This window comes from Streptomyces sp. NPDC127098 (genome assembly GCF_042722465.1).
GTDB classification, from domain to species: domain Bacteria; phylum Actinomycetota; class Actinomycetes; order Streptomycetales; family Streptomycetaceae; genus Streptomyces; species Streptomyces millisiae.
Genome location: NZ_JBHXFJ010000108.1, coordinates 1 through 13,247 on the forward strand (window position 1 = coordinate 1; position 13,247 = coordinate 13,247).

The following is a 13,247-nucleotide window of genomic DNA, read 5'->3' on the forward strand; positions in this document are numbered from 1 at the left end:
CCCTTTATCAACCCCCCCTAATTCGGCGTCAGGTTTATTTGTTTTTATTATACTGCGGGGGCGGCGGCCGCCGCCCGGCTGCGCGCCCGGCTGGCCGCGCACGGCGCCCCGACCACGCCGCTCGACCCGGCCCAAGCCCGCCAGCTGCTGCGGCAGCTCGGCGACCCGGAGCCGAACGGCCGCGTGACGCCGTCCGGTTGGGCGGGCGCGGCGGCCACCCACACGACGCTCACCGCCGACGTCGCCTCCCAGGACGACTGGCGGCGCCTGCTGTCAGGTCTTGGCGGCTGCGCCGCCGACCGGGTGGTCGTCGCGGCCACCCTCACCGCGCCCGGCGGCGACCTCCGGGTCCGCACCGCGGTGCGCGTGGTCAGCCCCCTCGCCCAGCACGCGATGGCGCAGCGCGACCGGCTCCGGGCGGCGGGCGTCGCCGGACCGCCGGCCGCCGACCAGGCCGCCGGGCTGCTCGCCACCCTGCCGTTGGCCTACCCATCCCGCCCCCTCGACGAGGCCACCGGCTTCGCCGCTCACGGAGACTCCAGAGGACGATGAGCGCCCCCGACCCCTTCACCCCCGTCCCGGTCGCGCGCCGCCACGCCCCGGCCGACGACCGCACCGTCGACCTGTCCGCGCCCCGGCCGGGCCCGCGCGGCGGCACCGGCGCGGCCCCGGCCGCCCCCGTGCCGGCCACGCCCGACCTGTCGACGCTCCCCGAGACCACCTGGGACGACGACGTCGAGGCGCCGTTCGCGCTCGCGCCCGCCCAGGCCGGCGTCCACCTGGGCACCGGACGCGACGGCCGGCCCGTGGCGTTGCCCTGCCCGGGTCCCGCGGGCACCCGCGTCGCGGCCGTCGGCGAGTCGCTGTTCGGCCGTCTCATCGCGCTGCGACTGCTGGCCACCGGCGCGCTGGTCACCGCCGCGGCCAGGGATCCCGGGCCCTGGCAGGGCATCCGCCGGGCGGCCGGCGACCGGCTGGCGTTCACGGAGGACCCGGCGGCCTGGCCGCGGCACACCCCGGCGCCGCCGGCCGTCGACGCCGGTCCGCAGGCGCTCGTCAGCGACCAGCGCCGCGCCCCGTCCTCCGCCCTGGCCGCCGGCCCCTGGCGCACCGTCCTGCACGTCACCCGCAACCCGCCGCGCGGCGCCGCGTTCTGGCACCACCCGGACGTCCTCCTCGCGCTGGGCGCCGACCACGCCGACGCCGTGGGCCGCCTCCTCGGCGCGGAGGCCGCGCGGCTCACCTCCCTACTCGCCCCGGGCGAGGTCGTCCTGTTCCGCGTCGGAACCGCCGAGGTCCTCCGGCCCGACATCGCCCCCGGCGAACACGAGATCCTCACCGCCGGAACCTCCTGAACTCGGTGACACCCCCGCCACGACGCGTCATGATGGTCCGCGACACGCCGACCCCGGCGGCCCACCTCCCGCGTACGCGACGGCCGCCCGGAGCGAGGCGACCGTGATCGGGCACGTTCGACGTGGCATCGCGTAGGGGGAACGGCAATGGAGGCGTTGCATCCGGGGGACCCGTCGGTCATCGGTCCCTACCGGTTGATGGCGCGGCTGGGCGAGGGCGGCATGGGCCGCGTGTTCCTGGGCAGGTCGCCCGGCGGGCGGACCGTGGCGGTCAAGGTCGTGCACCGCGACCTGGCGCTGGAACCCCACTTCAGGCGGCGGTTCCGCGCCGAGATCGAGGCCGCGCGGCGGGTCAGCGCCCAGTGGACGGCGCCGGTGCTCGACCACGACATCGAGTCGGACGTCCCCTGGGTCGCCACGGGTTACGTCGACGGGGCGTCGCTGCGGGAGGTCGTGGACACGCTGCACGGGCCGCTGCCCGAGCGGACCGTGTGGGCGCTGGCCCACGGCCTGTCGAACGCGCTGCTCGCCGTCCACGGCAGCGGACTGATCCACCGTGACCTGAAGCCGTCGAACGTGATGGTGACCGTGGAGGGACCGAAGGTCATCGACTTCGGCATCGCGCGCGCGGTGGGCGCCACCGCGCTGACGCAGACGGGCCGGGGGCCCGGCTCCCCCGGGTACATGCCGCCCGAGCAGATCAGGGGCGAGGAACTCACGGCCGCGGTCGACGTGTTCGCCCTGGGCACGGTGCTGGCGTACGCGGCGACCGGGATGGCGCCCTTCTCGTGGGACGGGGCCGAGCACCACACGGTGATGTACCGGGTGCTGCACGAGGCGCCCAACCTGGGTCCCGAGGACGGTCCCCTGACGGGCGACCTGCGGACCATCGTGCTCCACTGCCTGGCCAGGGACGCGGCGCAGCGGCTGCCGCTCTCCGGGCTCCCGGCGTTCGCCAGGAAGCGCGCCGGCGACGCGTACTGGCTGCCGGCGGAGCTCACGGCGCTGCTGGCGCGGGCGTCGACGCGCCTGCACGACTTCGAGAGCCCGGGGGTCGACCGGCCGGAAGGGGTCTGGGGGCGACAGCCGCCTTCGCCCCGGAACCTGCTGTCCTCTCGCGGGCCCGAGTCGTCGTTCCCGCCGGGCTCGGTCGTGGCGGGGACCACACTGGACCCGGCGGAGGCCTGGCGCACCGGGACACCGGAGCCGCCCCCCATGCCCGAGACGCCCCCCATGGCCCAGCCGGTGGCACGACGCCCGCGCCGGGGACGCCTCGCGCTGGCCGCCGTGTCCACGGCCGTGGCGCTGTCGCTGACCGGCTGGCTGGTCGTGACCAACCTGGGGGACGACGGCGGGGACCAGGAGACGACGAGCAACGAGGGCGAGCCGGCGTGGGCGGGCGGCGAACTCACCGTGCACGCCAACGAGACGCACGAGCCCCTCCTCTTCGTCGACGACGAGAGCGGCGAGTTGGTCGGCTTCGAGGTCGACCTCGTCGAGGCGATCGGCGAGCGCCTGGGCATGCCCGTCACCCTGGAACTCACCGACGGCCACACGGCCGCCGCGGCGGCGGCCGTCCAGCAGGTCAGCGACACCGCGGCGCACATCGCGGTGGGCAACCTCGTGGACGACGAGCGGGAACGCGAGTCGCTGGGCGTCGACTTCGTCAACCACATCATGGACGGCTGGGCCGTCATGAGCCCCGACCCGGAGCGGTCGGGAGACCTCGACGACCTGTGCGGAACCCGGGTCACCCTCTACGACGGGGACGACACCCCGCAGGCGGAGGCGGTCACCGAGCACACCGCCGACTGCCCGGCGCCCGCCGAACTCGTGCCGGTCGGCACCAGGGACGAGATGGCGGAGGCGATCGCCGCGGGCGAGGCCGACGTGGCGGTGATGGTCTACACGCAGGCGGCCTACTACGCCGCCGCCGACAACCCGGAAGCCGGGCTGAGCGTCAGCTTCGAGCGCGGGTCGCGGGGCGCCCGGGGCATCGCGGTCCCGGCCGGGAACGTCGAGCTGCGCGGTGCCGTCTTCGACGCCCTCGGCGAGCTGATGCGCGACGGCACCTACGCGGACCTGCTGCGGCGCTGGGACATCGAGGAGGCGGCCATCGAGGCCCCGGACGTCAACCTGGGCAGCTGACCGCCGCGGCCGGGGACGACGAGGCGACCTGCCGGCGCCACCGGCGCCCCGTGGGCGCCACGCTGCTCGCTCGGCCTGCTCCACCTCGGCCTGGGCCGGGGCCGGCTCCGCCCTCTCCCACGTCGAACGGCGCACTGACGCCACCACCTGTGCACGCCGCGTTCGCCCCCGACCTGGTCGAGGCCGCTCGGCGGATGCGGCGTCCCCGTACGAGGCCCTCGATGTCCTCGAACGGCCCGGCGCCGGCGCTCGGCATCGCCTCGCGGGGCGAACTCGCAGGTGTAGCGACAAGGTGACACCTCGGTGGCGCCAACGTGAGCCAAAAGTCATCGCCGGTGGGGTCACGGACGCGGGCGCCCCTCTCCGTAGGCGACCGGAACGCGCCACGACTTTGATGCGCGCGGCGGCCACGCCAAGCCGCTCACCTGCGCCTTCACGCGACCTGTCGCCACATGGCACCACAGGCGACCCAGGCGACGCAGCAATATGGCTCGCCATAGCGCCACACATGTGCCATGATGGCACCATCGAGAGCGCACCCGTCGCCCCGCAGGCCGGCGCGGCCCGCGCTCCGCGGAGCGAACCATCGAAGGGTCGGGATCATGGAGTCAGCACGGAGCCAACCGCAGGCGGCACCCGGCGCCTTGGCCGCCTTCGCCCGCTTCGTGCTCTGCGGCGGCGGCGTGGGCCTCGCCTCCAGCCTCGCCGTGGCGGCCCTCGCCTCCTGGGTCCCCTGGGTCCTGGCCAACGCCCTGATCACCGTGGTCTCCACCCTCCTCGCCACCGAGCTGCACGCCCGCTTCACCTTCGGCGCGGGCGGGCGCGCGACCTGGCGCCAGCACACCCAGTCGGCCGGATCCGCGGCGGCCGCGTACGCGCTGACCTGCGGGGCGATGCTCGTCCTGCACCAGCTGGTGGCGGCGCCCGGCGCGCTGCTCGAACAGGTCGTCTACCTGTCCGCCTCCGCGCTCGCCGGGGTCGCGCGGTTCGCGGTGCTGCGCCTCGTCGTCTTCGCCCGGAACCGCTCGCGAGCCGCGGCCACCGTCCGCGCCGCCCACCCGGTGCGCGCCACCCCCGCCGACCCGGCCTCGCTCTGCCAGGCCGCCTGACCGCCGGCCCGGCGCGTCACCGGCCCTTCCCGGTCCGCCTGTCCACCAGCTCCCTGATCTCCTCCGGCAGCGCGTCGGCCGCCGACAGCCGCGGCAGCAGCTCCGGTTCGAGCGTGACCGCGCGGAAGGTCACGGCCACGGTCACACCGTGCTCCGGCCGGTGCGTGATCTCGACCGGATCGTCGGCCCGGATCTCCCCCGGCTCGACCACCCGCAGATAGGCGCCCGGCAGCGCCGCCCGGGTGAACCGCTTGATCCAGCCCTCCTGCCGCAGCCACCCCTGGAACGTCCCGCACGGGACCCTCGGGCACGACACCTCGAGCACCACGTCAGGACCTATCCGCCACCGCTCCCCGATCAGCGCGCCGTTGACGTCGACGCCCAGGGTGGTCAGGTTCTCGCCGAACGTGCCGTTGGCGAGCGGCTCGCCCAACTCGGCCTGCCACGTGTCGAGATCCTCGCGGGCGTACGCGTACACCGCCTGATCGTCGCCGCCGTGGTTGGCCACGTCGTACACCCGGTCCCCCGCGAGTCCGACCGCCCCCGTGCCCTTGGGCCCCGGCGCGGTCACCGCGACCGGTCCCGCCACGGGCCGCTTGTCGATACCCGTCGTCCCGAGCCCCTTCCACGGATTGGACCGGGGCCTGCCGATGTTGACCGAGAGCAGCTTCATGCCGGCGACGGTACGGACCACCCCACCGGCGAGTCGACCGGATTTCCGCGGCCCGGCCTGGCACCGAATGTGATGATCCGCCAGGAGACCGCATCACCGACGGCTCTGCGAAGGGAACAGCACCCGTGGCGAACCCGAACCTGGACGACGTGCCGGACGAGCTCTACGGCCTCGCGCCCGAGGAGTTCACCGCCCGCCGCGACGCGGCCGCCGCCAGCGCCCGCCGGGCCGGCGACCGGGAACTGGCCCGGCGCGTCAAGGCCCTCCGCCGGCCGACGCTCGCCGCCTGGGCCAGCAACCTCCTGGTCCGCGTCCACGCCGACGAGAAGGAGCGGTTCCTCGCCCTGGGCGAGGCGTTGCGGCAGGCCCAGGAGCAGCTCGACGCCGACCGGCTCCGCGAACTGCTCGCGCAGCGGCACACGTTGGTCGCCGCGCTCGCCGAACAGGCCGCGGACGCGGCGGCCGAGGCAGGACACCGCCTCGGCGAGGCGGCCCGCCGGGACGTCGAAGGGACCCTGCTGGCCGCGCTCGCCGACCCCGAAGCCGCCCGCGCCTGGAGCGCGGGCCACCTCACCCACCCGCTGCGCGCCCCGGCCGACCTGCCCACCATCACGGCCGAGGGCCGCGCCACCACCACCCACCCGAGAAAACGGAAGCCCGACCAGGCGGCGCGCCGCGCGGCCGAGCGCGAGGCGGAGCGTGCGGCCGAACGCGAGGCCCGTGCCGGCCGGGCCGCACGCGAGACCGCCGAGAAACGCCTCGCCGAGGCCCGGCGCCACGTCGACGAGTTGTCGACGGCGCTCGAGCGCGCCAGGGACGACCTCCGCCGGGCCGAGCGCGAGGCCGAGGCCACCGCCCGCGAGGGGTGACTACCATCACCACGACGACCAGCAGGGGGGACACGACGTCATGTGGGCGAGCATCGTCGCGGTACTCGGCACCCTCGCGGGCACGGTGCTCGGCGTCCTCTCCCAGCAACTCCTGGACCGCCGGGCCCGCGCCGAGCGCCACCGCGACGAACTGGCCGACAAGGTCCGCCAGTTACTCAAGGCCATAGTCCTCTACCGGGAACTGCACTGGCTGCTGGTCGCGGACATCAGGGACGGCCGGGCGGAGACCCGCGAGGACCGCGCCGCCCGCTACCGCGCCCGCTCGGAGGTCACCGACGCCCGGGACGCGCTGGCCCTCGTCACCACCGACCTCGACCTGATCGAGCGCGCCGAGGCGGCCGCGTGGGCCGCCATCGACCTGTCCGACATCGAACTCGGCCCGGTCACGGAAGGCAGGTTCGCGGCGGACGTCGAGGCCGCCCTGACCGGCGCCCGCGAGCGGACCAGGGCCACCCACAACGCCCTGGTCCGGGCCGCCAGGACCTACCTGCGGTGAGAATGGCTCCATGACGGCGAAGAACGACCGGCGGAACGACAGGCGGTGGAACCACAACATCCACTACCACCCCCGTGTCCTCCAGGCGATCCCCGACGGCTCCCGCCGCGCCCTCGACGTCGGCTGCGGCGAGGGCATGCTCGCCCGTGAGATCCGCCGGACCGTGCCGCACGTCACCGGCATCGACCTCCACGCCCCCAGCATCGACGAGGCCCGCGCCCACCACGACGACATCGACTACGTCCTCGGCGACTTCCTCACCCACCCCTTCGAACCCGCCTCGTTCGACGTCATCGCCTCCGTGGCCACCCTGCACCACATGGACGCCGCCACCGGCCTCACCCGCATGCGCGAACTGCTGCGCCCCGGCGGCGTCCTCGCGATCGTCGGCCTCGCCCGCGACACCCTCCCCAACGACCTGCCGCACATCCTCGCCGGCGTCGTCGGCAATGCGGCCCACCGCGCCGTAAAGGGCCACTGGCAACACCCGTCCCCCACCGTCTGGCCCCCGCCGGCGACCTACCGGGAGATGCGGGCCCTGGCCGCCGACCTCCTCCCCGGCTCGCGCTACCGCCGCCACCTCCTGTTCCGGTACACCATCACCTGGCGCCGGCCACCGGCCTGAGGGCGCCGCTCACTCGCCGCGCCCGACGACGGCGGTGACCCGGATCTCGACGCGCATCCCGGGCGCTCCGAGCGCCGGCACCCCGATCTCGGTCCAGATCGGCGCGCGGTCGCCCATGCGCCGGCGGAACTGCTCCACCATGACGCGGTTGTGGTCCTCGCCGATGAACCCGGCGGAGCTCGGCACGTGGTAGGAGTTCACGGCGACGACGTCCCGCCAGCCGGCGCCGGCCTCGGCCAGCGTGCGCTCGACGTTGTCGAAGGCCCGGACGATCTCCTCCTCCAGGTCCTCGGGGAAGACGAAGTCGTCGTCCCATCCCCCCTGCCCCGAGGTCTCGACGCGGTCGCCGATCCGCACCGCCTGGCTGTAGTGCATGGCGGCGAGCTGCCGGTCGCCGTAGCCGGGCGTGACGTAGAACTCGGGACTGGACTCATTGACTTCAACCATGAAGTCAATCTATCACGCGCTCACTTCACACGTGAAGTCATTCGGCCGCTTGGTAGGCTGCCCCCATGGCCGCCGCCCCCGCCACCCAGGACCCGGACGAGGCCCCCTGGCTCACCCCGGACGAGAAGGAGGCCTGGACCGGCCTGGTCTCCCTCGTCCTGCTGCTGCCCGGCCGCCTCGAGTCACCACTGCACCGCGAGGCCGGCCTGACGCTCTTCGAGTACCTGACCCTCAGCCACATCTCGGAGGCCCCCGACCGCCGCCTGCGGATGAGCGAACTGGCCTACCTCGCGAACGGCTCGCTCTCCCGCCTGTCCAACGTCGTCAAACGCTTCGAACAGCGCGGCTGGGTCGAGCGCTCCCCCGACCCCGACGACGGCCGCTTCACCATCGCCGCCCTCACCGACGCCGGCTTCGACGTGGTCGTCGCCGCGGCCCCCGTCCACGTCCGCTCGGTGCGGCAGCTCGTGCTCGACCCCCTCACCGCCGCCGACCAGCGGGCCCTGGCCCGCATCGCCGCCAAGCTCCGCACCCGCCCCGTCGACCTGGCCTGACACTCAGCCCGGCAGATACGGGCCGAAGTGCTCCGCGACGATCTCCGCGACGCCGGGGGCGTCCCGCGAACCGTCGACCTCCGCCGGAACCGGCCGTCAACACCACCAACTCGGGGTATCCGAGGACCGGGCAGGGCCTGCGCGGCTTCCTCGGCGTGGGAACTCCGGCTGTTGGAGAGAGAATCGTTTCACTCATCACTGTTTCGGGTGACATGCAGATTCACGGCGTCAGAGCTTGGACACCCATCAATGCGATCCGCACTGGTCTCGTACTCGTGGAGGTTGACCATGCGACGTGTCGCATTCCTGTTGGCTTCAGTCGCCGTGGCCGGAGCAATGGCGATGACTCAATCCACTTCGGCGCTGGCAGCGCAAGGCACATTGACTCTTGTCCCCCAGACTTACCAGAACCCCTCGGGGTGCTACAACGCCGTCATTTCTCCGCTCATCGTCATCAACAACACGGACCAGACGGCCACTGTCCACAGCAGCCCCGATTGCAGCGGCGACGTGGTTGGTGAAGTAGCCGCAGGAGGAGCGTCGGGAACATTTGAATTCGGCGCAAGCGTCTCCATTCCCTGACGTCGCAGTCGGTGACTGATAGGCCCGGTCGAATGTGACGACCGGGCCTCCCAACACATCCCGGTGAGTAGTCAGCCCAGAACGGGTCTTGTTCGCCCGAATATGGTCAACGTCGATACCCGACGCCGGGAACCGGAACGTGCGGCGGGGAGCACACTCCCCCCCGGCCCCAGCCGGCGACAGCTCCGGCTTCGACCGGCGATGGAGGGACACCAGGACGCGAAGCCCTCGCGTGCCATCGGGTGGATGCGGGCCATCTGCGGCGCGACCTCGCGGGCCCGAAGCAGGGCCCGGAGTGCGGCGTCGATACGCAGGTGCTCCCACTGCCGGAATGGCGTCGTGGTGACGAACGACCATGCGCCTGACTGCTCCTGGCGGCGGGGGACAGCTGTGGGCCTGTGATCGCGGCGCGGGCCGAGGAGACCGAGCCGGTGCCCCAGCTGCCATTGCCCACTATCGACAACCTGTCGAAGTGGCAGCTCTCCGGGTGGATTTGTACCTCGCTCCCCCAGCTACTGCGGCGCGTGCCGCGGCTGCGGCTCGGCACCGTGTACGACGCCGAAGGGTGGCCTGGGGCGAACCTGGCACGGTGGGGCTCGTCTGGTGGCCGGCCATCGTCGCCGCGGTCGCGCTGAGCGTGCCGATCCGCGTGGCCCGCGTGTAGGCCGCCACAACTCCGGGGCGCTGTGGCGGCGCCCCGGACCGCTACGGCCCTGCCGGAAGTCGCCGGGCGGTGAGCGGAGCGCGAGCGACCGGCGACGGGCTGGCGTGGAGTGCTAAGCCATTGGCACGGATTGCGCTTTTCACCCCCAGGAGCCATCGGCAACCCTATGTGCCGTCAGCGTAACTGCGAGGTATGGAGGGGACCTTGAAGAAGCGAGTCATGGCAGGCGTCGGGGCTGTTGCGGCTCTGGCCGGCACTCTCATCATGGGGCCGGTCGGATCGGCGCAGGCGCACGCGCCCTGCGGCACCAGCGCCCCGGACGGCGACAACAGCACGTGGGTGAGGTCCGCGAACGGGGCCAACATGCGCACGGGCAGCAGCACCAGCTGCGGCATCAACGGCGTCGCCTACTCGTCGCACAGGCTCGACTACCACTGTTACACCGAGGGTAACGACGGGTACACCTGGACCTACGTCCGCAACGACACCACCGGCGCCACGGGGTGGATCCGCGACGACCTGCTCTCCGACTACGGCAGCGGCGAGCCCTGCTGATCTCAACGGCGCGAGGGCGCCCTCGCTTCCCGTCGGTGGGGGCGAGGGCACCTCGACTCGGAGGAGAAGGGCAGCGGAGTCCTGTTGGGATATCGCCTGCCATCCGTCGATGACGCGTTGACCGCTCCCGCAAGGTCCGGCCGAGGCGCAGCGGACGGGACCAAGTCGTTGACGCCGCTCCGTGCGGCGCCGCATGAACGGCTGGTGGCCGGGCACTCGGGCGGGGCGCAGGTGACGCTTTCCGGACGGGGAGAGGTCATCGCGTAGGGGGCCCGGATCCCACAACCCGTGGTGACGACACTCGGCGCTTCGGGTACGCGGCCCAACGCCGACGCGATCGCGCCGCGGAAGGCGGCGCCGGCCCGAATCACCTTCCGCTCGACGTGGATGTGCGGATCCGTTTCGCTAGGTCTCTTGCCAGGGCAGCATCGAGATGCTCTTGGTGAAAGGTGCTGGTCATGCCGCAGATGTCCAAGGTCGAACTGTACGCGGCGATCCGGCGTGACCCTCGCGACGGCATGTCTATGCGGGAGTTTGAGCGCAAGCACGGCGTGACGTGGCGGACGGTGCGGAAGGTGTTGGACTCGGCCTGGCCGGAGCCGCGCAAGAAGCTTCCGCCGCGGGCGACCGGCCTGGATCCGTTCAAGCCCGTGATCGACGAGATCCTGCGATCGGATCTGGATGCGCCTCGCGAGCAGCGGCACCCGGTCACTCGGATCTTCCACAGGCTGGTCGAGGAGCAAGGGGCGGACGTCTCCTACGGGATGGCCCGCTACGGGCGTGTCAGAGCTGTCTCGTGGTGAACAGGTTGGTCCCGTGCACCGCGTCCACTTCCTTCCGATCGGTCTCGGTGAACCCGACCTTGGCCAGCACTCGGCGAGAAGCGGTGTTCCAGTCCCAGACCGTGGCCCACAGACGTTCGTACCCAGACGATCTCGCCCATTCCAGAACCGCCAACGAAGCCTCGGTCGCGTATCCCTGACGCCAACTTCGGCGTAGCAGCTCGAATGCCAGTTCCGGTTCCCCTACCGCCCCTCGCCCGCTGTCGACCAGCCCGCAGTAGCCGATGACGTCACGAGAGGCCTTCCGTTCGACCGCCAGCAACCCGGTCGACCACACCTTGTTGGTGCGGATCGAATCCTCGAGCTCCGCGACCGTGGGGTGTCCGTCCGCGTCGATTCGGCGGTGCGGCGGCACTCGTGGATCACGTTCGGTCCACAGTTCACGCTGGACGACAGCCTCGGCTACCCGCCAAGGTCTGAGCAGCAGGCGACTCGTCTCGAGTACAACCTCGCTGCCCGGCGCGCCAACTGTCATGACAGCAACCATCTCACGGGCGAACGCGCTGCCATGCTACGGACGCCGTCGGTCCTGCCGATCGTGGACGCTCGATTTGCGAGACAACCGAGATCCATCCCTGAGCGTCGCCTTGGACCTGTGCACGTTCGGCTGTACCCGGTTGGACACGTTGACCTGTACACCGACATCCTGCTACGCCGACACGACAGTGCCGTCATTTCTCCTCGACATCTCCGAGCTTGTTGATCACTAACTGCCTCCGGAAACCGTCGACAAACGCTGTCCCTAGACATCAACGAAGCCACGTGGCGGAGGATGGTGCCCATGCGTGCTCTTTTCGACCACCTCGAGCCCCGTCCGTCTCTCCAGGCGAGCACCCCCCAGGTGGGACCGGGCTCTCGCCCTCCTCAACCGGGACCTGGCGGTGACCCTTCCCGAGCAGGAACACCTGCAACTGCTGGCCCTTCCGCCCTACGATGCGGACGAGCCGGAGAACGTCTACGTCGCTCTGGCCAACGGCGAACACAAGCAGTAGTGGGCCCTCCAGCGGTACATCGGACGTCGCGAGTACTTCGACGAGACCTACGCGGCAGTGGCTGGCCTGGTCTCCGACCGCACCGCCGAAAGGTGATCACCAAGCCGGCAACCCGCCAGGCCAACACGCCCCGACCTCAATCGCGCACAACCTCGTAAGGCGTCGGTCGCTCGGCCACGCGGCGGCCACGTGGCTACCCCAGGTCGAGGTCCGCGGTGCGCAGGTATTCGGCGAAGCCCTCGGCGCCGTCGACGATGCGGGGGCCGCTGATGGCCTCGTTGTAGTCGAGGACGTGGAAGTTGTCGTCACGGACGGCGGGGAGTTCGGCGGTGATGGGGGAGGTCCGCAGGAACTCGATCTTCTCCTCGACGGGCTGGTCCTCGTAGTCGACGACCACGATCACCTCGGGTTCCGCCTCCACCACGGACTCCCAACTGACCGTGGTCCAGCGGTCGGTGAGGTCGGCGAAGACGTTCTCGCCGCCGGCGATGTCGATGATCTCGTGGGGTGGGGCCTGGTTGCCGGAGGTGAAGGGCTGGTCGGTGCCGGAGTCGTAGACGAAGACGCGGGGCGGGCGGCCTTCGGGCGTCTGTTCCGCCACGGCGGCGACCCGGTCGCGGAGTTCGGTGACGACCTGCTCGGCCCGCTCCTCGACACCGAAGATCCGGCCGAGGAGTTCCAGGTCCCGGTACAGGCCCTCGAAGGGGGTGAACTCGGCGGGGTGGGCCGGGTAGTTGTAGCAGGTCTCGCTGTGCATGAAGCTCTGGATGCCGAGGCCGTCGAGTATCTCGGGGGTGATGCCGCGCTCGTCGCTGAAGCCGGACCGCCAGCCGGCGACGACGAGGTCGGCCTCGGCGTCGACCACGAGTTCGCGGTTGAGCAGGTCGTCGCTGAGCATCTCGACCCGGGCGTACTCCTCGGCCCAGGGCGACTCCTCGACGGGCGGGTTGGCCGGCGGCATGACGTAGCCGTGGACGTGGTCGGTCAGGCCGAGGGCGAACAGCTTGTCCGCGCTGCCGCCCTCGTAGACGACGGCACGTTCGGGTCTGCGGTACTCGACGTCCTCGCCGCAGCGCGGCACGGTCACGGTCTCGGCCTGGCCCTCGCCATCGGCCGCCGGCTCGACCTGCGCGCCACAGGCGGGCAGCAGCAGGACGGAGGCGAGGAGGGGTGGAACGGCGAGCCGGGCGTGGCGGGTTCGGGTGCGGGTGGTCATGGGCGTCCTATCTATTGATGTGGGTCTGAACTGGTCACTCGTAAGATCGGCGAGGCCCAGGGGCCCTGGGTATGGCTGTCATGGTTGAGCCGCTGGATG

16 protein-coding genes are annotated in these 13,247 nt (G+C 72.0%); 12 read left to right on the forward strand and 4 right to left on the reverse strand.

The window, feature by feature from the left end; translation table 11 throughout:
- Nucleotides 1-183 precede the first annotated feature (183 nt).
- The 4 genes from ACFWI8_RS34955 (at nt 184) to ACFWI8_RS34970 (ending at nt 4,612) form a co-directional block, all read left to right on the forward strand.
- Nucleotides 184-552 carry a hypothetical protein gene (locus ACFWI8_RS34955; RefSeq protein WP_387099912.1) on the forward strand — a complete coding sequence of 123 codons (369 nt, stop codon included), beginning with the start codon at nt 184-186 and terminating at the stop codon, nt 550-552.
- Nucleotides 549-1,355, forward strand: coding sequence for a hypothetical protein (locus ACFWI8_RS34960; protein ID WP_387099915.1), 807 nt, complete (start codon nt 549-551; stop codon nt 1,353-1,355). Before ACFWI8_RS34955 ends, ACFWI8_RS34960 begins: the two co-directional genes overlap by 4 nt.
- Before the next feature lie 147 nt (nt 1,356-1,502).
- Nucleotides 1,503-3,503 (forward strand): protein kinase, encoded by a 2,001-nt coding sequence (locus ACFWI8_RS34965; protein ID WP_387099918.1) that lies wholly within the window; start codon nt 1,503-1,505, stop codon nt 3,501-3,503.
- Nucleotides 3,504-4,105: 602 nt separating this feature from the next.
- Nucleotides 4,106-4,612, forward strand: a complete 507-nt coding sequence (locus ACFWI8_RS34970) for a GtrA family protein (protein WP_387099921.1) — start codon at nt 4,106-4,108, stop codon at nt 4,610-4,612.
- A gap of 16 nt (nt 4,613-4,628) precedes the next feature.
- Here the strand turns inward: ACFWI8_RS34970 and ACFWI8_RS34975 are convergent, their stop codons facing one another.
- The gene (locus tag ACFWI8_RS34975) at nt 4,629-5,285 is read right to left on the reverse strand and encodes an MOSC domain-containing protein (RefSeq protein WP_387099924.1); all 657 of its coding nucleotides are present in this window, start codon (nt 5,283-5,285) and stop codon (nt 4,629-4,631) included.
- A 125-nt stretch (nt 5,286-5,410) separates the two neighbouring features.
- On the opposite strand from ACFWI8_RS34975, the gene ACFWI8_RS34980 reads away from it, so the two are divergent.
- From ACFWI8_RS34980 to ACFWI8_RS34990, 3 genes are read left to right on the forward strand one after another with little or no spacing between them, the layout of a single operon-like run.
- Nucleotides 5,411-6,154, forward strand: a complete 744-nt coding sequence (locus ACFWI8_RS34980) for a hypothetical protein (RefSeq protein WP_387099927.1) — start codon at nt 5,411-5,413, stop codon at nt 6,152-6,154.
- A gap of 40 nt (nt 6,155-6,194) precedes the next feature.
- A complete protein-coding gene (locus ACFWI8_RS34985) occupies nt 6,195-6,671 on the forward strand; it encodes a hypothetical protein (protein WP_387099930.1) in 477 nt (158 codons plus the stop codon).
- 10 nt (nt 6,672-6,681) lie between these two features.
- The gene (locus tag ACFWI8_RS34990; RefSeq protein ID WP_387099933.1) at nt 6,682-7,296 is read left to right on the forward strand and encodes a class I SAM-dependent methyltransferase; all 615 of its coding nucleotides are present in this window, start codon (nt 6,682-6,684) and stop codon (nt 7,294-7,296) included.
- 9 nt (nt 7,297-7,305) lie between these two features.
- Here ACFWI8_RS34990 and ACFWI8_RS34995 read toward each other — a convergent pair whose 3' ends face one another.
- The gene (locus ACFWI8_RS34995) at nt 7,306-7,743 is read right to left on the reverse strand and encodes a RidA family protein (protein ID WP_387099935.1); all 438 of its coding nucleotides are present in this window, start codon (nt 7,741-7,743) and stop codon (nt 7,306-7,308) included.
- Nucleotides 7,744-7,808: 65 nt separating this feature from the next.
- Between ACFWI8_RS34995 and ACFWI8_RS35000 the strand changes: the two genes are divergently transcribed.
- The 4 genes from ACFWI8_RS35000 to ACFWI8_RS35015 all read left to right on the forward strand — a co-directional run bounded on the left by ACFWI8_RS35000 (nt 7,809) and on the right by ACFWI8_RS35015 (nt 10,901).
- The gene (locus tag ACFWI8_RS35000) at nt 7,809-8,297 is read left to right on the forward strand and encodes a MarR family winged helix-turn-helix transcriptional regulator (protein WP_387099938.1); all 489 of its coding nucleotides are present in this window, start codon (nt 7,809-7,811) and stop codon (nt 8,295-8,297) included.
- 288 nt (nt 8,298-8,585) lie between these two features.
- Nucleotides 8,586-8,879 carry a hypothetical protein gene (locus tag ACFWI8_RS35005; protein ID WP_387099941.1) on the forward strand — a complete coding sequence of 98 codons (294 nt, stop codon included), beginning with the start codon at nt 8,586-8,588 and terminating at the stop codon, nt 8,877-8,879.
- An 883-nt stretch (nt 8,880-9,762) separates the two neighbouring features.
- The gene (locus ACFWI8_RS35010; RefSeq protein ID WP_387099944.1) at nt 9,763-10,098 is read left to right on the forward strand and encodes an SH3 domain-containing protein; all 336 of its coding nucleotides are present in this window, start codon (nt 9,763-9,765) and stop codon (nt 10,096-10,098) included.
- Nucleotides 10,099-10,556: 458 nt separating this feature from the next.
- Nucleotides 10,557-10,901, forward strand: a complete 345-nt coding sequence (locus tag ACFWI8_RS35015) for a hypothetical protein (protein WP_387099946.1) — start codon at nt 10,557-10,559, stop codon at nt 10,899-10,901.
- On the opposite strand, the gene ACFWI8_RS35020 is transcribed toward ACFWI8_RS35015, so the two are convergent.
- The gene (locus tag ACFWI8_RS35020; protein ID WP_387099949.1) at nt 10,882-11,415 is read right to left on the reverse strand and encodes a GNAT family N-acetyltransferase; all 534 of its coding nucleotides are present in this window, start codon (nt 11,413-11,415) and stop codon (nt 10,882-10,884) included. The genes ACFWI8_RS35015 and ACFWI8_RS35020 overlap by 20 nt on opposite strands.
- Nucleotides 11,416-11,725: 310 nt before the next feature.
- Between ACFWI8_RS35020 and ACFWI8_RS35025 the strand changes: the two genes are divergently transcribed.
- Nucleotides 11,726-11,932, forward strand: coding sequence for a hypothetical protein (locus ACFWI8_RS35025; protein WP_387099951.1), 207 nt, complete (start codon nt 11,726-11,728; stop codon nt 11,930-11,932).
- A 193-nt stretch (nt 11,933-12,125) separates the two neighbouring features.
- On the opposite strand, the gene ACFWI8_RS35030 is transcribed toward ACFWI8_RS35025, so the two are convergent.
- The gene (locus ACFWI8_RS35030) at nt 12,126-13,148 is read right to left on the reverse strand and encodes an ABC transporter substrate-binding protein (RefSeq protein ID WP_387099954.1); all 1,023 of its coding nucleotides are present in this window, start codon (nt 13,146-13,148) and stop codon (nt 12,126-12,128) included.
- Nucleotides 13,149-13,247 lie beyond the last annotated feature (99 nt).

Bases quoted from the DNA above. Each gene is read 5' to 3' on its own strand.
- ACFWI8_RS35020 (WP_387099949.1), bottom strand. From the start codon at position 11,415: ATGACAGTTGGCGCGCCGGGCAGCGAGGTTGTACTCGAGACGAGTCGC.
- ACFWI8_RS34990 (WP_387099933.1), top strand. From the start codon at position 6,682: ATGACGGCGAAGAACGACCGGCGGAACGACAGGCGGTGGAACCACAAC.
- ACFWI8_RS34960 (WP_387099915.1), top strand. From the start codon at position 549: ATGAGCGCCCCCGACCCCTTCACCCCCGTCCCGGTCGCGCGCCGCCAC.
- ACFWI8_RS35010 (WP_387099944.1), top strand. From the start codon at position 9,763: ATGGCAGGCGTCGGGGCTGTTGCGGCTCTGGCCGGCACTCTCATCATG.
- ACFWI8_RS34975 (WP_387099924.1), bottom strand. From the start codon at position 5,285: ATGAAGCTGCTCTCGGTCAACATCGGCAGGCCCCGGTCCAATCCGTGG.
- ACFWI8_RS34970 (WP_387099921.1), top strand. From the start codon at position 4,106: ATGGAGTCAGCACGGAGCCAACCGCAGGCGGCACCCGGCGCCTTGGCC.
- ACFWI8_RS34965 (WP_387099918.1), top strand. From the start codon at position 1,503: ATGGAGGCGTTGCATCCGGGGGACCCGTCGGTCATCGGTCCCTACCGG.
- ACFWI8_RS34995 (WP_387099935.1), bottom strand. From the start codon at position 7,743: ATGGTTGAAGTCAATGAGTCCAGTCCCGAGTTCTACGTCACGCCCGGC.
- ACFWI8_RS35000 (WP_387099938.1), top strand. From the start codon at position 7,809: ATGGCCGCCGCCCCCGCCACCCAGGACCCGGACGAGGCCCCCTGGCTC.
- ACFWI8_RS35030 (WP_387099954.1), bottom strand. From the start codon at position 13,148: ATGACCACCCGCACCCGAACCCGCCACGCCCGGCTCGCCGTTCCACCC.
- ACFWI8_RS34985 (WP_387099930.1), top strand. From the start codon at position 6,195: ATGTGGGCGAGCATCGTCGCGGTACTCGGCACCCTCGCGGGCACGGTG.
- ACFWI8_RS35005 (WP_387099941.1), top strand. From the start codon at position 8,586: ATGCGACGTGTCGCATTCCTGTTGGCTTCAGTCGCCGTGGCCGGAGCA.
- ACFWI8_RS35015 (WP_387099946.1), top strand. From the start codon at position 10,557: ATGCCGCAGATGTCCAAGGTCGAACTGTACGCGGCGATCCGGCGTGAC.